The 22413-nt window shown below is 61.2% G+C and carries 18 protein-coding genes; 13 read left to right on the plus strand and 5 right to left on the minus strand.

What is annotated here, in order from left to right:
• Nucleotides 1–183 precede the first annotated feature (183 nt).
• The 11 genes from O9K64_RS19200 (at nt 184) to O9K64_RS19250 (ending at nt 14914) form a co-directional block, all read left to right on the plus strand.
• Nucleotides 184–969 (plus strand): enoyl-CoA hydratase-related protein, encoded by a 786-nt coding sequence (locus tag O9K64_RS19200; protein ID WP_275099721.1) that lies wholly within the window; start codon nt 184–186, stop codon nt 967–969.
• A gap of 457 nt (nt 970–1426) precedes the next feature.
• Nucleotides 1427–2794, plus strand: a complete 1368-nt coding sequence (locus tag O9K64_RS23690) for a sensor domain-containing diguanylate cyclase (protein ID WP_275099722.1) — start codon at nt 1427–1429, stop codon at nt 2792–2794.
• 691 nt (nt 2795–3485) lie between these two features.
• Complete coding sequence (locus O9K64_RS19210; RefSeq protein ID WP_275099723.1) at nt 3486–4319, plus strand: universal stress protein; 834 nt, start codon at nt 3486–3488, stop codon at nt 4317–4319.
• Nucleotides 4320–4718: 399 nt separating this feature from the next.
• On the plus strand, nt 4719–6695 hold the full coding sequence (locus O9K64_RS19215; RefSeq protein WP_275099724.1) for an AMP-binding protein: 1977 nt from the start codon (nt 4719–4721) through the stop codon (nt 6693–6695).
• Between the two features lie 16 nt (nt 6696–6711).
• The gene (locus O9K64_RS19220; RefSeq protein ID WP_275099725.1) at nt 6712–7497 is read left to right on the plus strand and encodes an ABC transporter ATP-binding protein; all 786 of its coding nucleotides are present in this window, start codon (nt 6712–6714) and stop codon (nt 7495–7497) included.
• A 15-nt stretch (nt 7498–7512) separates the two neighbouring features.
• The gene (locus O9K64_RS19225; protein ID WP_335342321.1) at nt 7513–8505 is read left to right on the plus strand and encodes a branched-chain amino acid ABC transporter permease; all 993 of its coding nucleotides are present in this window, start codon (nt 7513–7515) and stop codon (nt 8503–8505) included.
• 3 nt (nt 8506–8508) lie between these two features.
• Nucleotides 8509–9588: a branched-chain amino acid ABC transporter permease gene (locus tag O9K64_RS19230; RefSeq protein WP_260294714.1), complete on the plus strand. Its 1080-nt coding sequence runs from the start codon at nt 8509–8511 to the stop codon at nt 9586–9588.
• Nucleotides 9589–9657: 69 nt separating this feature from the next.
• Nucleotides 9658–10986: an ABC transporter substrate-binding protein gene (locus O9K64_RS19235; protein WP_275099726.1), complete on the plus strand. Its 1329-nt coding sequence runs from the start codon at nt 9658–9660 to the stop codon at nt 10984–10986.
• A 98-nt stretch (nt 10987–11084) separates the two neighbouring features.
• Nucleotides 11085–11900: an ABC transporter ATP-binding protein gene (locus tag O9K64_RS19240; protein WP_275099727.1), complete on the plus strand. Its 816-nt coding sequence runs from the start codon at nt 11085–11087 to the stop codon at nt 11898–11900.
• A 318-nt stretch (nt 11901–12218) separates the two neighbouring features.
• Nucleotides 12219–13454: a phenylacetate--CoA ligase family protein gene (locus tag O9K64_RS19245; protein ID WP_275099728.1), complete on the plus strand. Its 1236-nt coding sequence runs from the start codon at nt 12219–12221 to the stop codon at nt 13452–13454.
• Between the two features lie 356 nt (nt 13455–13810).
• Entirely contained in the window at nt 13811–14914 is a 1104-nt protein-coding gene (locus tag O9K64_RS19250) for a CaiB/BaiF CoA transferase family protein (RefSeq protein WP_275099729.1), read from the plus strand.
• A gap of 65 nt (nt 14915–14979) precedes the next feature.
• Here O9K64_RS19250 and O9K64_RS19255 read toward each other — a convergent pair whose 3' ends face one another.
• The 4 genes from O9K64_RS19255 to msrP form a co-directional block, all read right to left on the minus strand.
• Nucleotides 14980–16314: an MBL fold metallo-hydrolase gene (locus O9K64_RS19255; protein ID WP_275099730.1), complete on the minus strand. Its 1335-nt coding sequence runs from the start codon at nt 16312–16314 to the stop codon at nt 14980–14982.
• A gap of 306 nt (nt 16315–16620) precedes the next feature.
• Nucleotides 16621–17451 carry a DUF1223 domain-containing protein gene (locus O9K64_RS19260; RefSeq protein WP_275099731.1) on the minus strand — a complete coding sequence of 277 codons (831 nt, stop codon included), beginning with the start codon at nt 17449–17451 and terminating at the stop codon, nt 16621–16623.
• 112 nt (nt 17452–17563) lie between these two features.
• Nucleotides 17564–18226: a sulfite oxidase heme-binding subunit YedZ gene (locus O9K64_RS19265; protein ID WP_275099732.1), complete on the minus strand. Its 663-nt coding sequence runs from the start codon at nt 18224–18226 to the stop codon at nt 17564–17566.
• Between the two features lie 16 nt (nt 18227–18242).
• On the minus strand, nt 18243–19208 hold the full coding sequence (gene msrP, locus O9K64_RS19270) for a protein-methionine-sulfoxide reductase catalytic subunit MsrP (RefSeq protein ID WP_275099733.1): 966 nt from the start codon (nt 19206–19208) through the stop codon (nt 18243–18245).
• A 221-nt stretch (nt 19209–19429) separates the two neighbouring features.
• Here msrP and tdh point away from each other — a divergent pair, with 221 nt between their 5' ends.
• Both tdh and kbl read left to right on the plus strand, forming a co-directional pair.
• Complete coding sequence (gene tdh / locus O9K64_RS19275) at nt 19430–20458, plus strand: L-threonine 3-dehydrogenase (RefSeq protein WP_275099763.1); 1029 nt, start codon at nt 19430–19432, stop codon at nt 20456–20458.
• 8 nt (nt 20459–20466) lie between these two features.
• A complete protein-coding gene (kbl, locus tag O9K64_RS19280) occupies nt 20467–21657 on the plus strand; it encodes a glycine C-acetyltransferase (RefSeq protein ID WP_275099734.1) in 1191 nt (396 codons plus the stop codon).
• Nucleotides 21658–21786: 129 nt separating this feature from the next.
• On the opposite strand, the gene O9K64_RS19285 is transcribed toward kbl, so the two are convergent.
• Nucleotides 21787–22383, minus strand: coding sequence for a DNA-J related domain-containing protein (locus O9K64_RS19285; RefSeq protein WP_275099735.1), 597 nt, complete (start codon nt 22381–22383; stop codon nt 21787–21789).
• Between the last annotated feature and the right edge of the window lie 30 nt (nt 22384–22413).

Consider the following 22413-nt stretch of genomic DNA (forward strand, 5'->3'; position numbering starts at 1 on the left):
AACTAGACAGGCGCACCGTCACCTGCAATGTGGCGGGTAAAAATCGGTGTGTTACGCGGCGCCCGGGCGTTATCGCGGACTGGAAGCGAAGTGCCTGTGCGCCGCTAACCCACCCTACAAAGCCAATCCTTAGGGATGCGGCAAACAAAGCAGATCCACCGATTGTTACCGAACGAGGCCATTATGGAATTTGAAAACATTATCCTGGAGCAGGTCGAACCGGGCATCTACAAGCTGACCGTGAACCGCCCGCGCAGCTTCAATGCCCTGAACAGCGCCACCCTGGACGAGATATACGCCGCCGGTGAACAGTTGGCCAACACCCCGGATGCCCGGGTGCTGCTGGTCACCGGTGCCGGTGACAAGGCCTTTGTGGCCGGTGCCGATATCTCGGAGATGAAGGAGAAGAGCGCCATCGAGGGGCAGCGCTTTTCGCAGAAAGGGATGCGTACCTTCCGCCGTCTGGAGACCCTGGACATCCCGGTCATCGCCGTGGTCAACGGCTACTGCCTGGGTGGCGGCTGCGAACTGGCCATGAGCTGTGACTGGATTCTCGCCTCGGAGCGGGCCCAGTTCGGCCAGCCGGAGGTGAACCTGGGCGTCACCCCCGGTTTCGGCGGCAGCCAGCGCCTGCCGCGGCTGATCGGCCGCGCCAGGGCGATGGAACTGCTGGTCAGCGGACGCCAGGTCAAGGCCGACGAGGCACTGGCCTGGGGCCTGGTCAACCATGTCCATGCCGCCGATGAGCTGCTGGACAAGGCGCTGGAGATGGCGCGCCTGATCAGCCAGAAGGGCCCCGTGGCGGTGCGCCTGGCCAAGCAGGCGGTGCAGCGCGGCCAGGATATCGACCTGGACAACGCCTGCCTGCTGGAGAGCGAGGTGTTCGGCCTCTGCTTCTCCACCGAGGACCAGAAGGAGGGCATGGGGGCCTTCCTGGAGAAGCGCGCGGCGGAGTTCAAGGGGCGCTGAGGCATTAACCGAAGGGGTCGGAGTCAAACCGGAGCAAGTACGATCGCCCTGCCCACCACTCCGTTTCAAATTGACTCCGACCCCAGCGCTCTGTGTTCCGCTCTCGTTCCCATGCTCTGAGACTGTGAAAGAATTGCCAAATGACGCAAAAAGGGGGGTACCCAAACCCTTCCCGAGATGGCGATCGCCTCTCTACGGGCTTCTCAGGCGGTCAATTTTTTTGCCGCGTTGATCAGCCTGAATACTTTCACTGTCTCGGAGCGAGGGAACGAGGAATTGACTCCGACCCCAGCGTTCTGCAACCCCCGCCCTTGCCACCTCCGGTCGACTCCTGTCTAATCTGACGTTCAACCTCCCACAATAAGAACGCCGTGCCTTTTTAACCATGCCTCGAACCACTTCACGCTGGAAACTGGTCTCCATACTGGGTGTTATCCTGGTGTCAGGATTCGTGGTAGTGAATCTCGCCAGCTATCTGGTATCCAGCAACTCCATCCGCTCGGCGTTGATCAACAATGAACTGCCGCTGACCAGCAACAATATCTACTCGGAGATCCAGACCAGCCTGTTGCGACCGATCTACATCTCCTCGCTGATGGCCAACGACACCTTCCTCAAGGACTGGGTGATAGAGGGTGAGGCCGACCTGGACAAGATCACCCGCTACCTGACCGAGATACAGCAAAAATACCAGGTTGCCTCCACCTTCCTGGTTTCGGCCAAGACCCGGCACTACTACCACGCCAAGGGTATCCTGAAGACCGTTTCCCCCAACGTGCCGAAGGACGGCTGGTTCTTCAGCATGGAGTCCCATCCGAGCAATTACCGCGTGGACGTGGATGCCAACGAAGCCAACCGCAATCACCTGACCATCTTCGTCAACCACAAACTGCATGACTTCGAGGGCAATTTTATCGGCGTGACCGGGCTGGGCCTGGACGTGGTGAACGTGGCCGAGATGATCAACCGGTATACCGAGAGCTATCAACGCGACATCTATTTTGTCGACCGCAAGGGGTTCATCAAAAGCCATCACGATGAGTCGATGATCGACACCGTCAATATCCTGAAGACGCCGGGTATCGCCTCCGTGGCGCAGGAACTGCTGGACGGAGAGGACGGTTTCCTGATCTACGAGCGGGCGAACGACACGATCCTGCTCTCCTACCGCTATATCCCGGAACTGGACTGGTTTCTGCTGGTGGAGCAGCCGGAGGACGTGGCCCTGGAACCGTTACGCCGTGCCCTCTACTTCAACCTGCTGTTCAGCGCGATCATCACCCTGGTGGTGCTGCTGATCAGCGGCTTCACCGTGCACCGTTTCCAGGGGCGCCTGGAGACCCTGGCCCGGACCGACAAGCTCACCGGCCTGTTCAACCGCCAGTACTTCGATGCCCTGTTTGCCCATGTGCTGAACAATGTCGGCCGCCACACCACTCGCCTCTCCCTGGCGCTGTTTGATGTGGATAACCTGAAAGCGGTCAATGATCGGGAGGGTCACCTGGCCGGTGATCAGTACCTGCAATCGGTGTCGCTGCTGGCCCGGGAACACATACGCAAAAATGATGTGATTGCCCGCTGGGGCGGCGATGAATTCGTCATCCTGCTGCAGGAGTGCGATGGCGAAAGCGCCATGCGCCTGATGAACAATATTCGCCAGATTGTCGAGTCCACCCTGAACCAGGAGGGGGATGAGATCCAGTTGTCGATCAGTGTCGGCGTGGCGGAATTCGAGGCCAACGACACCTGTGAAACCCTGCTCACCCGGGCCGATGCCCAGTTATATGAAGCCAAGCGCAAGGGCCGTAACCGGGTCGAGGGTTGACCGCGGCAGTTCGACCAGAGGATCGGTGTCAAATTGGTTCCTGCTTCCCCACCAGACTCCGCCAAGGTCGGATACCGTTTAAAAAGCCGCGAGGAGTGGTACAAGGATGTACCTATAACGGAGCCGAGGATGCAATGCACCGTTTACGGACCTAAGGATGGAATGCACACGAAGAAGCACCGTAACCCGTAGGTTGGGGTGAGCTTGCGAACCCCAACGGAGTTTCATGCATGTGCGCCCTGATGTTGGGGTTCGTTCCTCACCCCAACCTACGGCCTGGCCATCAAGTCCACCTGTGCATTCCAGCTTGGTAGGGTGGGCACGCTTTTTGTGCCCACGCGGAAGGTGCGGCACGGGGCAAAAAGGTGGGCACAGACTACGTGCCCTACGCGACTAAGCACCGAGATAGTTTCACGACCCCGATAACGCATTCACCATCACCCTGCCCAGTCTACACTCTCTATACTTCACGGCAGCACCGGAGAAAAAACAGAAAATCCGGCGGCGAAGATGATTCCGGGCGATTCACTTGTTGACCACCCGTGATTTTTTAATTAGTGTTCGCTACAGAGTTACGTTTACGTAAACGTAATTCTCTTTTCAGATTATTTTCGTTACCGCGAATATATTTACAATCAATCGCGGTGACCGGCGACCGGCCTGGCCATCCGCATGAGGGGGAGAGAGCTCCATGGCACTGAGAGACATACTGGTTCATATCGACAATACGCCCTACTGCGACAAGCGGGTCAAGATTGCCATCCAGCTTGCCAGGCAGAGCGAGGCGGGGCTGACCGCACTGTTCGCCCAGGTCGATCCCGCCCTGAAGGGTTTTGAGCCGAACATGGCCAAGCGCCACCAGGGCCACGAGGCGCTGAGTGAACAGCTCCAGGGCAAATACGCCAAGCTGGCCGAGAAGGCCGGTGTCGAGCTGACCTGGTTGACGGCAAAGCTGCCGAGCAACCTGGATCAGCTGCTCAATCAGGTGATCCAGCAGGCCCAGCAGGCCGACATGATCATCGTCGGCCAGTATGATGAAAAGGGCGCCCCAGGCACAGTACCGGGCGATATGCCGGAGCATCTGGTGCTGGAGACCGGGCGCCCGGTGCTGATCATCCCCTACGCCGGTGATTTCAAGACCGTGGGTAAGAAGGTGGTCGTGGCCTGGACCCCCGGACGTGAATCCGTGCGTGCGCTCAATGACGCTATCCCATTGATGCGGGAGGCAAAAAAGGTCAAGGTCGTGGCCATCAATCCAAACAAAAAAAACAAGCAACCGTCCAGCGTCTCGGTGGAACAGGCGGCCGCCCACCTGGCCCGCCACGGCATCAAGGTGGAGAGCGATCAGTTCACCACCCGGGGCGTGGATGAGGGCAATCTGATCCTCAACTGCCTCTCCGACGAGCGTGCCGACCTCCTGGTGATGGGCGCCTACGGTCATCACCGTTTTCGGGAGCTGATCCTGGGCGGCGTCACCCAGAAGATATTCGACCACATGACCACACCGGTACTGATGTCGCACTAAACTGATGCCTAGGCTTGGCAATGACAGCTGAAGGTTTGGCACCTGCCCGGCTCCCGTAGGGTGGGTTAGGCGCGCCCCGCACAGGGGGCGGCCGTTTGCATTGCACCGTATGCGCGCCGTAACCCACCCTACGATTACGGGCAATGCGGCCAGCTGCGGCGATAAAAAACAGCGGAACCGTATTGACCATTCAAACGTTTTTATTTAGGGTGGGATAACGTTTACGTTTACGTAAACGGAAAATAATTATAAATTGACGTCCACGTAAACTGTGTTAAATAAAAATAACGAATTACAGCAAGATCCGATGCCCATTTAACGCCCGAGTTGGGCGTTGCAGATAACGAATCTACCGGCGCGAGAGTCGCCGGACTATTGACCGTGAGAGGAGTTGAGGGAATGTTATTACCCCCAAACCAAGCGGAAGGGCAACAGAGCGTAGCGCTCGATACCTTTCCGAAGCTGCTGCTGAACCACGCCCGGGTTCGCGGCAACAAGGTGGCAATGCGTGAAAAGGATCTCGGCATCTGGCAGTCATGGAGCTGGTCGCAAGTGGCCGAGGAAGTCCGGGCGCTGGCCTGCGGACTGGCCGCCCTGGGTTTCCAGCCCGGCGATAAGCTGGCGATCGTGGGCGACAACCGCCCCCGCCTCTACTGGTCGATGGCGGCGGCCCAGTGCCTGGGCGGCATCCCGATTCCGCTGTATCAGGATGCGGTTGCCGAGGAGATGGTCTTCGTGCTGGACAACGCCGATGTCCGTTTCGCCGTGGTCGAGGACCAGGAGCAGGTGGACAAGCTGCTGGAGGCCCGGGAGCAGTCCCCGAAGATCGAGCATATCCTGTTTGACGACCCGCGCGGCCTGCGCCACTACGACTACCCCTTCCTCACCAGCATCGACAAGGCCCAGGAGATGGGACGCGCCTATGACCGGGAGCACCCCGGCTTCTTTGAGAAGATGGCCGGCTCCACCAGCGGCAGCGACATCTGCATCATGCTCTACACCTCCGGCACCACCGGCAATCCCAAGGGCGTGGTGCTGACCAACGACAATGTCATCATCACCGCGCGCAACGGCATCATCCGCGAGGGGTTGACCGAGAATGAAGAGGTGCTGGCCTATCTGCCGATGGCCTGGGTGGGTGACAACCTGTTCTCCTACGCCCAGTCCTACGTGGCCGGCTTCACCATCAACTGTCCCGAAAGCGGCGCCACGGTGATGACCGACCTGCGCGAGATCGGCCCCACCTACTATTTCGCCCCGCCGCGCGTCTACGAGAACATGCTGACCCAGGTGATGATCCGCATGGAGGACGCCAGCAAGATCAAACAGCGCCTGTTCCACTATTTCATGGAGCATGCGAAGGACACCGGCACCCGCATCCTGGACGGCAAGCCGGTCAGCTTCATGGACCGGCTGCTCTACAAGCTGGGCAACTTCTTCGTCTACGGCCCGTTGCGCGACGTGCTCGGGCTGGGCCGGATCAAGCTGGCCTACACCGCCGGCGAGGCGATCGGCCCGGAAATTTTCGACTTCTATCGCTCACTGGGCATCAACATCAAGCAGCTCTACGGCCAGACCGAGGGCATGGTGTTCATCTGCGTACAGCCGGATGGCGAGGTCTACGCCGATACGGTCGGCACCCCGGCCATCGATGTGGAGATCAGGATCGATGACAGCGGCGAGGTGCTCTACCGCAGCCCCGGGGTGTTCCACTCCTATTACAAGAATCCCGAGTCGACCGCCAAGACCAAGACCGAGGATGGCTGGGTCTACACCGGCGACGCCGGCTACTTCGCCGAGAACGGCCACCTGAAGATCATCGACCGCGCCAAGGATGTCGGCAAGCTCAACGACGGCACCCTGTTCGCGCCCAAGTATATCGAGAACAAACTGAAGTTCTTCTCCTTCATCAAGGAGGTGGTGGCCTTCGGCAATGCGCGTGACTACGCGGCGGTTTTCATCAATATCGACCTGGAGGCGGTGGGCAACTGGGCCGAGCGGCGCAACCTCGCCTACTCCGGTTATACCGACCTGGCCAATCAGGATGTGATCTACGACATGATCCAGGAGTGCGTGGAACAGGTGAACATGGATCTCTCCAAGGACCCGCTGCTGGCCAATTCCCAGATCAAACGTTTCCTCATCCTGCACAAGGAGCTGGACCCCGATGACGGCGAGCTGACCCGTACCCGCAAGGTACGCCGCAACTTCATCGCCGAGCGTTATGGCCCCCTGATGGACGCCCTCTACTCGGATGTTGACGTAAAGCATGTGGAGACCCAGGTGAAGTTCGAGGACGGGCGCAGCGGCATTCTGACCGCCGACGTCAAGGTCCGTAACACCAAAACCTTCACCCCAGTCAAAGCGGTCAGCTGAGGATCAGGAGTCTATTATGTATGAACGCAAGTTTGGGGAAGTGATCCTCGACCTCAAGGGCATCTCGCTCTCGTTCGGCGCCATGCGGGTACTGAACAATATCAGTTTCAATGTCCGCAAGGGCGAGATCCGCTCCATCATCGGGCCCAACGGCGCCGGCAAGAGCTCCATGCTCAATGTAATCAACGGCGTCTATCATCCGCAGGAGGGTGAAATCACCTTCCGGGGCGAGGTGCGCAAGGAGATGAAGGTACATGAGGCGGCGGGGTTCGGCATCGCCCGCACGTTCCAGAACATCGCCCTGTTCAAGGGCATGAGCACCCTGGACAACATCATGACCGGGCGCAACCTGAAGATGAAGTCCAACATGTTTTGGCAGGCCCTTTACTGGGGCAAGGCGCAAAAGGAAGAGATCGAACATCGCAAGAAGGTGGAAGAGATCATCGACTTCCTGGAGATTCAGGCGATCCGCAAGACCCCGGTCGGCCGCCTCCCCTACGGCATGCAGAAACGGGTGGAACTGGGGCGGGCGCTGGCGGCGGAACCGGAGATTCTGCTGCTGGACGAACCGATGGCCGGGATGAACGTGGAAGAGAAGGAGGACATGTCGCGTTTTGTTCTCGACATCAATGACGAGTTCGGCACCACCATCGTATTGATCGAACATGATATGGGCGTGGTGATGGATATCTCCGATCGCGTGGTGGTGCTCGACTATGGTCGCCAGCTTGCCGATGGCACACCCGATGTGGTGCGCAACAACCAGGACGTGATCGATGCCTATCTTGGCGTTCCACACTAACTCGGGAGAGAAATAATGCGCCTCGAACGTGATGTCTTCTACATCATCCTTGCTTCACTCCTGCTGATGGTGGCCATCCCCTGGACGGCCGGCTTGCTGTCGGAGGAGATTTTCTTTGAGTGGCCCTTCTTCTTTGAAGTTGCCATCGGCGGTCTGTTGTCCGGTGTCATGTATTCACTGGTTGCGCTGGGCTTCGTACTGATTTTCAAGGCCTCCGGCGTGTTCAACTTCGCCCAGGGCGCCATGGTGCTGTTCGCCGCCCTGACCCTGGTTGGCCTGAACGAGATGGGGCTACCGATGTGGCTGGCCATCATCGCCACCCTCATCGTGATGCTGGTACTGGCCATGGCCATCGAGCGGGTTGTGCTGCGTTCCCTGGTCAATCAGGAACACATCATCCTGTTCATGGCCACCATCGGTATCGCCTACTTCCTCGACGGCTTCGGCCAGACCATCTGGGGCTCCGAGGTGAAAAACCTGGACCTCGGCTTTTCCCAAGCCCCGGATTTCTACTTCGGCGGCCTGATTCTGATCAATGATTTCGATCTGATCGCCGCCGTCATCGCCGGCATACTGGTGATAGTGCTGGCCCTGTTCTTTCAGTACACCCGCATCGGCCGCGCCCTGCGTGCCGTCGCCGATGACCACCAGGCGGCCCTCAGCGTCGGCATCCCGCTGAAACATATCTGGGTCATCGTCTGGGCCGTGGCAGGCATTGTGGCGCTGGTCGCCGGCATCATGTGGGGCAGCAAACTGGGGGTGCAGTTCTCCCTCGCACTGATCGCCCTGAAGGCCCTGCCGGTGCTGATCCTGGGCGGATTCACCTCGATCCCGGGTGCCATTATCGGCGGCCTGCTGATCGGCGCGGGTGAGAAGCTGGCGGAGGTATTCATCGCGCCGATGATAGGCGGCGGCATCGAGGACTGGTTTGCCTACATGCTGGCGCTGGCCTTCCTGGTATTCCGTCCGCAAGGGCTGTTCGGCGAAAAGATCATCGAGAGGGTGTAACGCATGTTTTACCGTGAAGCTGGAGAATTCAAGGCATCCTACAAGGCGGATCAGGCGATCCTGCCCATCCGTCAGGATCGCTGGTTCATATGGGCCATATTGGCCGTCGCCTTCCTGGTAATCCCTGCCGTTTCGAGCGATTACTGGCTGGGCACCATCATGTTGCCGTTCCTGATCCTGGCGCTGGCCGCGATCGGCCTCAACGTACTGACCGGTTATGCCGGACAGCTTAGTCTGGGTACCGGCGGCTTCATGGCCACCGGCGCCTTTGCCGCCTACAAACTGGCTACCATGTTCCCGGGCATGCACATCCTGTTGGTGCTGCTGTTCTCCGGCACCATCACCGCCGGCGTCGGCATCCTGTTCGGCATCCCGTCGCTGCGCATCAAGGGCTTCTATCTGGCGGTGGCCACCCTGGCGTCCCAGTTCTTCCTGATCTGGATGTTCAACAAGTTCGGCTGGTTCACCAACTACAGCTCCTCCGGCGTGATCAGCGCGCCGCCCATGACCGCCATCGGCGACGTGCTGGTGACCGGGGCGCATGCCACTGTGACGGCCAAGTACCTGTTTGCCCTGAGCATCGTCACCCTGCTCGCCCTGATCACCAAGAATCTGGTGCGTTCCAACATCGGTCGCGAATGGATGGCGGTGCGCGACATGGATATCGCCGCGGAGATCATCGGCATCAAGATGCTGCCCACCAAGCTGAAGGCCTTCGCCTATAGTTCCTTCCTGTGCGGGATTGCCGGCGCACTCTGGGCCTTTGTCCATACCGGATCGGTGGAACCGCTGGCGTTCGATGTGAACCGCTCGTTCCAGATCCTGTTCATGATCATCATTGGTGGTCTCGGCTCCATCATGGGCGCCTTTCTGGGTTCGGCCTTTATCGTGCTGTTGCCGATCTTCCTCTCCAATGCACCCCACTGGTTCGGGCTCGATATCCCGGTGGATCTCATTTCACACATCGAAGCGATGGTATTCGGTGCGTTGATTATCTTTTTCCTGATTGTCGAGCCGCATGGTCTCGCCCGGCTCTGGCAGATTACCAAGGAAAAACTGCGGCTCTGGCCGTTCCCTTACTAGGCTTTAGACATGCAAGTTCAACAGTCCGGTCAGGATAACTTGTGATTGTTCAGATGGAGGAAACAACGAGTGAATATTAAAAAAGTTAAAACCGGTATTATCGCCGCCGCCGTAGGCATGGCCTGCCTGGTATCCACGCCGGCTGTCATGGCCGCGGAGAGCCAGTACATCGGCTCTCTGGTCTACCGCACCGGCCCCTACGCGCCGGGTGGTATCCCCTGGGCCGATGGCTTTGCCGATTACATCAACCTGCTCAACGAGCGTGATGGTGGTATCAACGGCGTCAAGCTCAATCTGGAAGAGTGCGACACCGCCTACAACACCGACAAGGGCGTGGAGTGTTATGAACGGCTGAAGGGCAACGGACCCACCGGGATGCCGGCGGTGATGCCCCTCTCCACCGGTATCACCTATGCCCTGCTGGACCGCGTGGTGGCCGACAAGATCCCGCTCATCACTTCCGGTTACGGCCGTGCTGACGGTTCCGATGGGACCATCTTCCCTTACGTCTTCGTACCGCCGGCAACCTACTGGGGTGGCGCCGATATCGCCATCAACTACATCTCCCAGCAGGAAGGCGGGTACGGCAACCTGAAGGGCAAGAAGATCGCCCTGGTCTACCATGACTCCGCCTATGGCAAGGAGCCGATCAAGACCCTCGAAGCGTTGGCTGCCCAGCACGGCTTTAACCTCACCCTGTTCCCGGTGCCGCACCCCGGACTGGAACAGAAATCGACCTGGCTGAAGATCGGTCGGCAGCTGCGTCCGGACTATGTCCTGATGTGGGGCTGGGGCGTGATGAACGCCACGGCTATCAAGGAGGCTGCGGCGGTCAACTTTCCGCGTGAGAAATTCATCGGTGTCTGGTGGTCAGGCAACGATGCCGACATGGTGCCGGCCGGCGACGCGGCGGTGGGTTACAAATCCCTGCAGTTCAACGGTGTAGGCGCAGACTTCGAAGTGCACAAGATGATCAAGCAGGTGCTCTACGCCAACGGCAAGGGTTCCGCCAAGTCCGAGGCGGGTATCGGCGAGGTGGCCTACAACCGGGGCGTACAGAGCGCGGTCATCCTGACCGAGGCCCTGCAGGGCGCCATGAACGAGTTTGGCAACAAACCGGTCACCGGTGAACAGGTACAGTGGGCCCTGGATCGTCTCGACATCGACGAGGCACGCCTGAAAGCGATCGGTGCCGAGGGTCTGTTCGACCCGATCAAGCTGAGCTGTGCCGACCATCTCGGCAAGGGACGCGCCAAGATGACCCAGTGGGATGGTAGCCAGTGGAAGTCGATCAGCGACTGGATCGAGCCCAACAACGAGATGCTTGGCGCCATGTACAAGGAATCCGCGGCGGCCTACGCCAAGGAGAAAGGCATCACCCCGCGTGCGTGTAACTGATCGCGGTTAGCGGTGGAGCGCATCCACCGCACGAGGTCCCCGCGGCCGTCACGGCTGCGGGGACATCTCCCCACACACAGAGATTGAACAGGCACAGCATGACTGACAACGCACATGCCTTTTTAGAGGTCAACAACATCGAGGTGATCTACGATCACGTCATCCTGGTGCTGAAGGGGGTCTCCCTGGAGGTGCCGAAAGGCGGCATCGTCGCCCTGCTCGGTGCCAACGGTGCGGGCAAGTCCACCACCCTCAAGGCGATCTCCAACCTGCTTGGCGCGGAACGCGGAGATGTCACCAAGGGCAACATCCTCTACAAGGGTGAGGCGGTCGAGAGCCTGAATCCATCGGACCTGGTAAAACGCGGCGTCATTCAGGTGATGGAGGGGCGTCACTGCTTCGAACACCTGACCATCGAAGAGAATCTGCTCACCGGCGCCTATACCCGCCGCGACGGGCGCAAGGCGATCGCCCAGAGCCTGGAACTGATCTACGACTATTTTCCCCGACTGCGCGAACGCCGCAGCAGTCAGGCCGGTTACACCTCCGGCGGCGAGCAACAGATGTGCGCCATCGGCCGCGCCATGCTGGCGCAACCGGAGATGATTCTGCTGGACGAACCCTCCATGGGGCTGGCGCCCCAGCTGGTGGAAGAGATCTTCGAGATCGTCAAGAAACTGAATCAGAACGAAGGGGTCAGCTTCCTGCTGGCCGAACAGAATACCAATGTCGCCCTGCGCTATTCCGACTATGGCTACATCATGGAAAACGGGCGCGTGGTCATGGAAGGCAACGCCAAAGAGCTCGGCGAGAATGAGGATGTCAAGGAGTTCTATCTGGGCCTCTCCACCGAGGGTCGCAAGAGCTTCCGCGACGTCAAGAACTACCGCCGCCGCAAGCGCTGGCTGGCATAGCGATATCAGCGTGGCGGCGCGTGATCGCCACGGATTCCATCGGAGACAATTGTAGGGTTCGCGCAAGAATAATTCCGTAGTACCGAGGGCGTTCCTGGACCCCGCTGGCAAGGCACGCTTTGCAGGCAATGGCTGTTCCCTTGGCAAAAAGCGTAACGCCGCCAGCGGGGTCCAGGGGCGATCGAATACAGGAACTTATTCTTGCGCGAGCCCTTAGCGGTATGTGGCATGGATACCCGCCACAGCGCCCAAGGCATCCCGAGGCAAATGCAACGGTCGTTTGCCCTGATCGGTAAATCACACCAGGCAGGCAGTACCATGACAAACTATTACGATGAACTGGAAACCCGGGATCCCCGGACACGGCAGCAGGCACTGATCAAGTCGGTCGCCGCGCAGGTCGGCCATGCCAAGGCCGAGGCCCCGGCCTATGGCCGGATCCTGGCCGAATTTGATCCAACCGAGATTACCTCCGCGGAAGCGGTGGCCCGGTTGCCGCTTACCCGCAAGTCATCGCTGATTGAGCTGCAGCAGGACGCAAGGCCTTTTGGCGGCATGGCGGCGATCAAGTCACCCAACCTGGCCTATCTGTTCGCCTCTCCGGGTCCGATTTACGAACCGGGCTCGAAACGGCACGACGCCTGGCGTTTTGCGCGGGCCCTGTTTGCCGCCGGTTTCCGCACCGGCGAGTTGGTGCATAACTGTTTCTCCTACCATTTCGTTCCGGCTGGCGCCATGCTCGACAGTGGCGCCCACGCCCTGGGTTGCACGGTAATCCCCGCCGGGGTCGGCCAGACCGAGCTGCAGGTGCAGACCATTGCCGACCTGCGGCCGGACGGCTACGTGGGTACCCCCTCGTTTCTCAAGATCATCCTGGAAAAAGCGGATGAGATGGGAGTGGACGTCAGCAGCCTGAAGAAGGCGCTGGTCTCGGGCGAGGCGCTGCCGGCGCCGCTACGCGAGGGCTTCAACAAGCGGGGCATCCAGGTCCTGCAGTGCTACGCTACCGCCGATCTCGGCGTCATCGCCTATGAGACCGAGTCCATGGAGGGGCTGGTGATCGATGAGGGGGTCTATGTGGAGATCGTCCGCCCCGGCACCGGTGAACCGGTGGCCGATGGCGATGTGGGCGAGGTGGTGGTCACCAGCCTCAACCCGGACTATCCACTGATCCGCTTCGCCACCGGCGATCTCTCGGCCATCCTGCCCGGAATCAGCCCCTGTGGCCGCACCAACCGGCGCATCAAGGGCTGGCTGGGGCGCGCAGACCAGACCGCCAAGGTGCGGGGCATGTTCATCCATCCGGAGCAGGTGGATCGGGTGATCAAGCGCCACCCGCAGATCCGCAAGGCGTGCCTGCTGGTCGACTGGGTCAATGAGAGCGACCAGATCACCCTGCAGTACGAAGCGGAGAGCCCATCACCGGAACTCGACCAGGCGATCGCCGAGAGCATCCGGGATATTTGCAAAGTCCGCGGCGAAACCCGCTGCATGCCCCTCAACACCCTGCCGAACGACGGCAAGGTGATAGACGACATCCGGAAATACGACTGAGCGGAATGGTTCTCGCGGAGACATCCAGTAATATTTGTAGCCTGGATGGAGCCCACTCCCTGGACGCTTAACAAGCGCACAGTCCCCGACGGGCGAAATCCGGGACGGCGTTGTGCCGAACCCCCCCGGATTCCGCCGCCATGATCGCATGCGGTTTAGCCTGTTGGGGAATAGCGGCTTCATCCAGGCTACGCTGCTGGAATGGTTCTCGCGGGACAGCGACGGGATGCCATGGCTCCCCATGGGGATTGATGCGGTTCGTGCCTCGCCGGAATCCTGCGCTGAATCCAGGGTTGATGAACGCATTGCACTGCAATAAAAGTACAGGCTGACTATTTTTCTGGCAAAATGGCGCAATGAAAAACCAAAGCTTTCTCGCCGGCTATCGGGTGCTGGATCTGTCCCAGTATATCCCCGGCCCGTTCGCCACCAGGATGCTCTCCGACCTGGGTGCCGACGTGATCAAGGTGGAACCGCCACGCGGCGATCCGATGCGCAACTTCATGCTCTCGGACAACGCCACCCCTTCGGCGCTCTATCGACATCTGAATCGCGGCAAGCGGGTGGTCCGGCTGGATCTGAAATCGGATCAGGGCAAGGCCGAACTGAGCCGGTTACTGAAACAGGCCGATGTATTGCTGGAGTCGTTCCGTCCCGGGGTAATGGAGCGTCTCGGTTTTGACCGCAACCGGCTGGAACTGCTCAATCCGCAGCTGATCCATTGCGCCCTCTCCGGGTTCGGACAGAACGGTCCCTACCGCGACCACGCCGGGCACGATCTGACTTACTGCGCGGCCAGCGGTGCGCTGAGCGCCACCGGCACCCTCGACCAGCCGATGATCATCTTCCCGCCGCTGGCGGACCATGCCGGGGCCATGCAGGCGGTGACGGCGATCCAGTCGGCCCTGTTGGGGCGGGCAAAGAGCGGCAAGGGGGCGTTTATCGACATCAGCCTGTTCGATTCGGCCATGGCCTGGCAGTACCTGGGATTGAGCGAAGCGGAAGAGAAGGCCGGCACGCAACGGGAACGGCTGCTGCTGAACGGCGGTGCCGCCTGTTACAACATCTACCGGACAGCGGACAACCAGTTCCTCGCCCTGGCGCCGTTGGAGGCCAAGTTCTGGCGCGCCTTCTGCGAGGCGGTGGATCGTTCGGCCTGGATCCCCCGGCAGTTGGAGACCATGCCCCAGACCGCGCTGATCGGCGAACTGAGCGAGCTGTTCCTCTCCCAGCCGCTGGAACACTGGCAACATCTGCTGGGTGACGTCGACTGCTGCTTTGAGACCATTCCCACCCTGGATCAGGCAAAGAACCACCCGCAGGTGGAGGCCCGGGGGCTGCTGAACGATTGGGAACCGGCCTATCCGGCCTGGATCAACGGCGCCCCCTGCCGCCTGCCCCATCGGCTGCTGGAGATCGGGGATGGGGAGAGTGTGGAGTGGTTGCCTGACGCGCCATGACGGAACCCCAACGGGCCTGAAATTCGTTATTGAACCGCGAAAGACACGAAAAACACGAAAGTTACCTATAGCCGATGCCCCAGCTTGCGCAGATGCTGTCGCACATTCTGCTCGGCCAAGGGTATCAGTTTCCGGTTGATGCCATGGTAGAGAGTCTTGACGATCCGATCCAGGTCATCTCCCTGCTCCACCAGCGCCTGGATCTGCGCCTCCCGCTCCCGGCGATGCTGCAGGGTCTTCTCCAGCAGATGGGTACCGCCGATCGGGATGCCGTGGGATGAGACGATCGCCCGGGGCTGCAGATCGATTATCCGCTGCAGGGTATCGAAGTAGTCCTGCATATTGCCTTCCGGTTCGGGGATCACCACCGTGGCCAGCGGTTGCACCAGGTCCGCCACGAAGAACCAGGACATGTCCACCGGGGCCAGCCCGATCATGCCGTCATCGTGTCCGGGCAGTTCATAACAGTGCACGTCGCGCCCCAGCCAGCGGGTCAGCCGGGTCCCCTCCTCCACGGGCACGAACTCGATGCCGTCCAGGTAGTCGGCACCGTTATGCTGCAGCAGGTACTCGCGGGTTTTGACCGAGCTAAGCATCGGCAGCCCCAACCGCCGGGCAATCTCCGGGGAGCGTTCATGATGATCCCGGTGGTGGTGGGTGATCAGGATGCCATCCACCGGATAGCGCTCCAGGGTATTGAACAGCAGTCCCAGCACCTCGTCCGAGGCCGGGGCCGGGTCCACCAGATAGCGCGGCGCCCCGCCGTCACCGACGATCAGGGCATAGGTATACTCGGCCGGCGGCAGGGTGTTGGAGCGGGTGGGGATATACCCGAGCCCGCGAATCATCTCCAGATAGGCGAGCTCGCGCTGTTCATCGTAGTCGAGGCTGAACGGCTCGATCACGCTGGTGGTGATGTCCTCGGCCAGCGCCCGGGCGGTGCGCATGATCGGCACCACCATCATCCCCTGGCCGGACTCGTAGCGCTCCAGGAACGCCTCCCGGTGCAGCCAGTCCGACCAGGCGATCTCGTCGCTGGCCGGGGTAAACGTCGGCTTGGAGCGGAGCACAATCTTGTAGTAGTGGGCGTGGAAGCGTACCGGCTCGAAAGTTGGAGTGGCGGCGACCCCAATCAACTCGATCCGCTCCACTTGATCCTGTTCGAGAGCCTGTTCCAAGTCGAAAGCCAATTCCTCGTCCAGTTCCCGTATCAGGGCGCGGATCCGTTCCGGTCGAAACCCGGCAAGGTGCGGGTGACTGTAACTGAAACCGGCATCCTCCTCGTCCACCTTGCCGCCGGGAAAGGCGTAATAGCCGGGAAAGGCGCGCAGATAGTCCTGGCGTCTGATTACAAACACCTCATCCCCATGTACAAGTACGGCAGTTACGGCATCACGCATGACAACATCCCAATCCAGGTTTGTTGCAGATGATACCATAGGCACCTGCCGGCGGGCTCAATCACCCACTAACCCGATGGTTTATGCAAGTACTTGTAGGGTGGATAAGCTTGCGCATCCACCGCCCCCGGGCCGATATCGCGGCGAGGCGCCGCTCCTACAGGTCGATTTTTACCATGACCGGGGTAATAACAAACCAACCGATAGTTTCTGTGGACCCAGGACGGTCGGGCAGCGTTGTCGGCCGCGAATGAACGGGAATACTCTCCTGCCCGAATGCCCCCTCCCCTGGCGTGGCATGGTCTCCTACCGCCCCGGGCTCTTCGGCAGCCAGCCACCGGCGGCCTGGATCGGGCGTTGGCTGTCCGGTTCGCTGACCCAGGCCACCAGGGCATGGCGGGTGGCCCCGGTCGGCCGGATCTCCGGCAGTTGCGCCTGCCAGTTGAGTTCCGTGGCGTCGCTCGCATTCAGCCCGACCACGACAAACTCATGGGCCAGTTCACGGCCCCGGTTCTCACCGGCCGCCACCTCGCTGGTCAGGCCGAAGGCCAGGACCGCCAGGTGCAGGCGCAAGGTCCCGGGCGGTTGTCCCACCGCTTCGAAGCGGGCCCTGATCTGATCCCCGTCGAGTTCCAGTGACAGCGAGCCCACCCGCTCATCCGCCTCCGCCGGCCGTTGGTTCAGCCAACGCCGCCACTCCTTGCCGTTCAGCAGCATCCCCGGTGTATAGACGGTGCGGATGCCGCCCTCCCGCTGGTAGCGGTACTGGCGATCGGAAAAACGCGCCTGGGCGAAACGATCCTTCCAGCCGATGTAGTCCCAGTAGTCCACATGAAAGGCCAGCGGGATCACCCGACTCCACAGCCCCTCCTCCTGGAGAAACCCGTTCAGCCAAGCCTCCGCCGGCGGACAACTGCTGCAGCCTTCGGAGGTGTAGAGCTCCACCAAGTTGACCCGTCGCTCACCACTGGCGATCCGCAGGGTGTCGGCCGCCAGTGCCGTACCCGCGAGCGCCGTACCCGCGAGCGCCGTACCCGCGAGCGCCGTACCCGCGAGCGCCGTACCCGCGAGCGCCGTACCCGCGAACAGGATCGCCACCAGCAGCCAGGCTCCGGTCCACGCCTTTATCTTCATCATCGGTAACTACTCCCCCGGTCTGTAAGTGATTGGCCTGCCTTGTTGGCCGATCTTGACCCAGCCATCACGTGAGGCCGGCAAGGTAGGCCAATCACCCCGTGAGTAGTTACCATCAGCGCTCCTCCTTCAGCAGCCGCTGCGCGCGCTCGTTCGGCCCGAGTCGCCGCAGCAGGTCTCCCAGTTTCGCCCGGGTCCGGGGCGGAATCCTGAACAACATCAGGCCCAGGAACAGCGCCAGATAGAGCAGCGGCGACAGGGTGTCCGCCTTCACCAGCCAGAGATAGTGCAACACCCCGCCCAGGGCGCAGAGGTAGACCAGCCGGTGCAGGCGTTTCCAGCGCTTGCCGCCGAGCAGCCGGATGATCCGGTTGTGCGAGGTGACCGCCAGGGGAATCAGCAGCACGAAGGCGCTGAAGCCGACCGTCACATAGGGGCGCTTGACCACGTCCGCCAGGATCGCGGCCAAATCAAGACCATGGTCCAGCACGGCATAGGTGGAGAAATGCAGCAGCGCATAGAAAAAGCTGTAGAGGCCGGTCATGCGCCGCAGACGCACCAACTCGTTGATCCCGGTCAGCCGGCAGAGCGGCGTGATGGCCAGGGTCAGCAGCAGCAGGCGCAACGCCCAGAGGCCGGTCTGGTAGGTGATGGTCTCCACCGGGTTGGCCCCCAGCGTATCGGTAACGCCCCGCCCTACCAGCAGTGCCAGGGGCACCAGCAGCAGGACGAACAGGGCTGGTTTGAGCAGCCGGGTGATGATCTGGGCGCGGGTCATGGGCTCGGGTCTCCGGTCAAAAGTACTTTTTCAGATCCATGCCATTGTAGAGCGACGCCACCTGATCGGCGTAGCCGTTGAACATCAGGGTCTCCTGCTTCAGCCAGTTGCCGATGCGCCGCTCCTTCTTCTGGCTCCAGCGCAGGTGATCCACGTTGGGATTCACATTGGAGTAGAAACCGTACTCGTTCGGCTGCACCTGGTTCCAGGTACAGACCGGCTGCTCCTCGGTGAAGCTGATACGCACGATCGACTTGATGCTCTTGAAGCCGTACTTCCAGGGTACCACCAGGCGCAGCGGCGCACCGTTTTGATTTGGCAGTTCGGCGCCGTACATGCCGACCGCCAGCATCGCCAGTGGATGCATCGCCTCGTCCATGCGCAGCCCCTCGCGATAGGGCCACTGCAGTACCCGGCGCTTCTGTCCGGGCATCCGCTCAGGATCGTGCAGGGTATAAAAGGCCACGTACTTCGCCCTGGAGGTGGGCTGGAGGCGCTTCAGGGCGTCGCCCAGGGAAAATCCCACCCAGGGGATCACCATCGACCAGGCCTCGACACAGCGCAGCCGGTAGATGCGCTCCTCCAGGGGATGGGGGCGCAGAAAGTCCTCCAGGTCATAGCGGCCGGGCTTTTCACAGGCCCCGTCCACCACCACCGACCAGGGCCGGGGCACGAAGTCCCGGGAATTCGCCTTCGGATCGCTCTTGTCGGTGCCGAACTCGTAAAAGTTGTTGTAGCTGGTGGCGTCCTCGTATTCGGTCAGTTTCTCATCGCTGCTGAAGGGGCTCTGGCGCAGGTCGGTATACGACGGCAGGCCCGGCGCCTCGGCCCAGGAGTTTTTCGCCCAGGGCAGACCGGCCAGTGCCGAGGCCACCCCCACCCCCAGTAACCCGCTGTCACGGATGAACTGGCGGCGGTTCAGGTAAGTGGCCTGGTCGGTGATCTCGGAGGGTTTGATGGCCTCGGGTCTTTTGATCAGCATATTATCGTTCCCATATCGGTTAGCCGGTGTTTAATCAAGTATGGGGGAGACTATGCGGAAAACGAATGACGCGGGCATCACCCAATGATCACAATTTGATAACATCGACGTTTGGCGGGCCGTGCCCGCCGACGGTACCCATGGGGCCTGCTGTGCAGGATGGCCCCGGGGGCTATACTGATTTCATCATAAAACTCGATCCCGGGATGTACATGAACACGATGAAGGCACTGGTCAAGGCAGAGGCAAAACCTGGCCTCTGGCTGCAGGAGGTCCCCCGGCCCACGCTCGGTATCAACGACGTGCTGATCAGGATCAAACGCACCGCCATCTGCGGCACCGATATCCACATCTACAATTGGGACAGCTGGGCACAAAAAACCATCCCGGTGCCGATGGTGGTGGGGCATGAGTTTGTCGGCGAGATCGTCGAGGTGGGGAGCAATGTCAATGACTTCAAGCCGGGCCAGATCGTCTCCGGCGAGGGCCATGTGGTGTGCGGACGCTGCCGCAACTGCATGGCCGGCCGCCGGCATCTGTGCGCCCACACCAGCGGCGTGGGGGTCAACCGCACCGGCGCCTTCGCCGAGTACCTGGCACTGCCCATGTCCAACGTCTGGGAACACCGCCCCGGCATAGATCTGGATGTGGCGGCCATCTTCGACCCCTTCGGCAACGCGGTGCATACCGCCCTGCAGTTCGATTTGCTGGGCGAGGATGTGTTGATCACCGGCGCCGGCCCGATCGGTGCCATGGCCGCCGCCGTCTGCAAACATGCCGGCGCCCGCCACGTGGTGATCACCGACGTCAATCCCTGGCGCCTGGAGCTGGCGAAACGGCTGGGGGCGGACCGCACGATGGATGTACGCCACGAGAGCCTGGAGCAGGTGAAGCAGGAACTCAACATGAGCGAGGGCTTCGACGTGGGGCTGGAGATGTCCGGCAATGCCGACGCCTTCAACCAGATGATCGGGCACATGTGCCACGGCGGCAAGATCGCCCTGCTGGGGATCGTCGGCGAGGAGACCAGGATCGACTGGAACACGGTGATCTTCAACATGCTCACCATCAAGGGGGTGTATGGCCGGGAGATGTACGAGACCTGGTACAAGATGTCTGTTTTCATCGAGGCGGGGCTGGATATCTCTCCGGTGATCACCCACCACTACCCCTACACGGATTTCCAGGCCGGCTTCGACGCCATGCTGTCGGGCCAGTCGGGCAAGGTGATACTGAACTGGGAAGACTAGGAAACACCATGTACGGAAAATTTCAGCAACATCTGCAGCAGCAGCTCGACGCGATCCGCACCGCCGGACTCTACAAGGACGAACGGATCATCTCCTCGCCCCAGGGGGCCCATGTCTCGGTCAACCGGGGCGCCGAGATACTCAATCTGTGCGCCAACAACTACCTGGGCCTGGCCCAACACCCGGCTATCCGCGAGGCCGCCGTCCAGGGTCTGGAGACCTGGGGCTACGGGCTCGCCTCGGTGCGCTTTATCTGCGGCACCCAGACCATCCACAAGACCCTGGAGGCACGCCTGAGCCGCTTCCTCGGCATGCAGGAGACCATTCTCTACCCCTCCTGCTTCGATGCCAACGGCGGCCTGTTCGAGACCCTGCTGGGCGAGGAGGACGCGGTGATCTCCGACGAACTGAACCACGCCTCCATTATCGACGGCATCCGACTCTGCCGCGCCCGGCGCTACCGTTACAAGAACAACGACATGGAAGAGCTGGAACGACAGTTGCGGCAGGCGGATGCCGACGGTGCCCGCTTCAAACTGATCACCACCGACGGCGTCTTCTCCATGGACGGCTATTACGCCCAGCTGGACAAAATCTGCGACCTGGCGGAGCGCCATGACGCCCTGGTCCATTTCGATGACAGCCACGCGGTCGGCTTCGTCGGCGCGCGCGGGCGCGGCAGCCACGAGCATTGCCGCTGCATGGAGCGGGTGGATATCACCACCGGCACCCTGGGCAAGGCCCTGGGGGGTGCCAGCGGCGGCTACACCAGCGGCCGCCGCGAGATCGTGGAACTGCTGCGCCAGCGTTCCCGCCCCTACCTCTTCTCCAACACCGTGGCCCCACCGGTGGTGGCAGGGGCCATCGCCGCCCTGGACCTGCTGGAGGGGTCCAGTGAACTGCGAGACCGCTTGGAACAGAACACCCGGCTGTTCCGCGGTGGTCTGGAAAACGCCGGATTTGACCTGTTGCCAGGCAGCCACCCGATCGTCCCGATCATGCTCTACGACGCTCCGAAGGCGGTGGAGTTTGCCCACCGCATGCTGGACCAGGGGATCTATGTGGTGGCCTTCTCCTACCCGGTGGTCCCGCAAGGCCGGGCGCGCATCCGCACCCAGATCTCGGCGGCCCATACCACGGAAGACCTGGAGTTCGCCATCGCGGCGTTCAGCCGGGTCAAGGTGGAGATGGGGATATAGGAAAAAGTACGTCCGGGTGGGTTAGGCGCGCCCTGCTCAGGGGTGGCCGGTTGCATTGCACTGTGTGCGCGCTGTAACCCACCGTTTGGCGGTTGCGGAGTCGGTGGGGTTGGCGCTTCGGCGAGTCTACTAATCGCGCGCATGAAGTCGCCTGAGCAGTTCATAGGCCTCGCGGATCTCGATGAAGCGCCCCGGCTCGCCCCCCTTGTCGGGGTGGTGCCGGGTAATCAGTTGCCGGTAACGGCGCTGGATGCTCGCCCAGGTGATCGCCTCGCACCCGGCCAGTCCGAGCAGGGCCAACGCCTCGGCCTGGCGGTCGACGGCGTGGTAGCGATCCCAGAACCCCTGTAGCAATGCCGCCACATCGGACGCCGAGGTCTGATGCAGATTGTCCCAGTCCAGGTAATAACGGCGTAGCGCCTCGCCGCCGGCGAGCTCCCCTCCACCGGGGCCGTTACACTCCTCACCGGAGACCAGCACAATCAACAGCGGATCGATCCGCAGGGCCAGGCCCTCTTCCCGCAGCAGCCCCTGCAGCTGGTAGAGGGCATTCATCACCAGGAAGTGCTTGCGGAACAGCGCCAGATCAGCCCCCGGTGCCGTCCCCTTCCCGGCAAAGGCCGCATCCCGCTGCTGCAGCCGTTTGATTAGTTCAAGCTCGCTCAAACCCGCAGGCGAGGCCCGCAGCAGTGACAGGATGGGGCAAATCAGCGGGTTGTTATGCATGGTGCTATTATCCATACTTTCAACTTAGGG

It is taken from the genome of Sedimenticola hydrogenitrophicus, assembly GCF_029017505.1.
Taxonomy (GTDB): domain Bacteria; phylum Pseudomonadota; class Gammaproteobacteria; order Chromatiales; family Chromatiaceae; genus Sedimenticola; species Sedimenticola hydrogenitrophicus_A.

Excerpts from the sequence above, each read along its gene's own strand:
- msrP (WP_275099733.1), bottom strand. The coding sequence starts at position 19,208 with ATGCTGATCAAAAGACCCGAGGCCATCAAACCCTCCGAGATCACCGAC.
- O9K64_RS19255 (WP_275099730.1), bottom strand. The coding sequence starts at position 16,314 with ATGCGTGATGCCGTAACTGCCGTACTTGTACATGGGGATGAGGTGTTT.
- O9K64_RS19285 (WP_275099735.1), bottom strand. The coding sequence starts at position 22,383 with ATGCATAACAACCCGCTGATTTGCCCCATCCTGTCACTGCTGCGGGCC.
- O9K64_RS19260 (WP_275099731.1), bottom strand. The coding sequence starts at position 17,451 with ATGATGAAGATAAAGGCGTGGACCGGAGCCTGGCTGCTGGTGGCGATC.
- O9K64_RS19220 (WP_275099725.1), top strand. The coding sequence starts at position 6,712 with ATGTATGAACGCAAGTTTGGGGAAGTGATCCTCGACCTCAAGGGCATC.
- tdh (WP_275099763.1), top strand. The coding sequence starts at position 19,430 with ATGAAGGCACTGGTCAAGGCAGAGGCAAAACCTGGCCTCTGGCTGCAG.
- O9K64_RS19210 (WP_275099723.1), top strand. The coding sequence starts at position 3,486 with ATGGCACTGAGAGACATACTGGTTCATATCGACAATACGCCCTACTGC.
- kbl (WP_275099734.1), top strand. The coding sequence starts at position 20,467 with ATGTACGGAAAATTTCAGCAACATCTGCAGCAGCAGCTCGACGCGATC.
- O9K64_RS19215 (WP_275099724.1), top strand. The coding sequence starts at position 4,719 with ATGTTATTACCCCCAAACCAAGCGGAAGGGCAACAGAGCGTAGCGCTC.
- O9K64_RS19230 (WP_260294714.1), top strand. The coding sequence starts at position 8,509 with ATGTTTTACCGTGAAGCTGGAGAATTCAAGGCATCCTACAAGGCGGAT.
- O9K64_RS19225 (WP_335342321.1), top strand. The coding sequence starts at position 7,513 with ATGCGCCTCGAACGTGATGTCTTCTACATCATCCTTGCTTCACTCCTG.
- O9K64_RS19250 (WP_275099729.1), top strand. The coding sequence starts at position 13,811 with ATGAAAAACCAAAGCTTTCTCGCCGGCTATCGGGTGCTGGATCTGTCC.
- O9K64_RS19245 (WP_275099728.1), top strand. The coding sequence starts at position 12,219 with ATGACAAACTATTACGATGAACTGGAAACCCGGGATCCCCGGACACGG.
- O9K64_RS19240 (WP_275099727.1), top strand. The coding sequence starts at position 11,085 with ATGACTGACAACGCACATGCCTTTTTAGAGGTCAACAACATCGAGGTG.
- O9K64_RS19265 (WP_275099732.1), bottom strand. The coding sequence starts at position 18,226 with ATGACCCGCGCCCAGATCATCACCCGGCTGCTCAAACCAGCCCTGTTC.
- O9K64_RS19200 (WP_275099721.1), top strand. The coding sequence starts at position 184 with ATGGAATTTGAAAACATTATCCTGGAGCAGGTCGAACCGGGCATCTAC.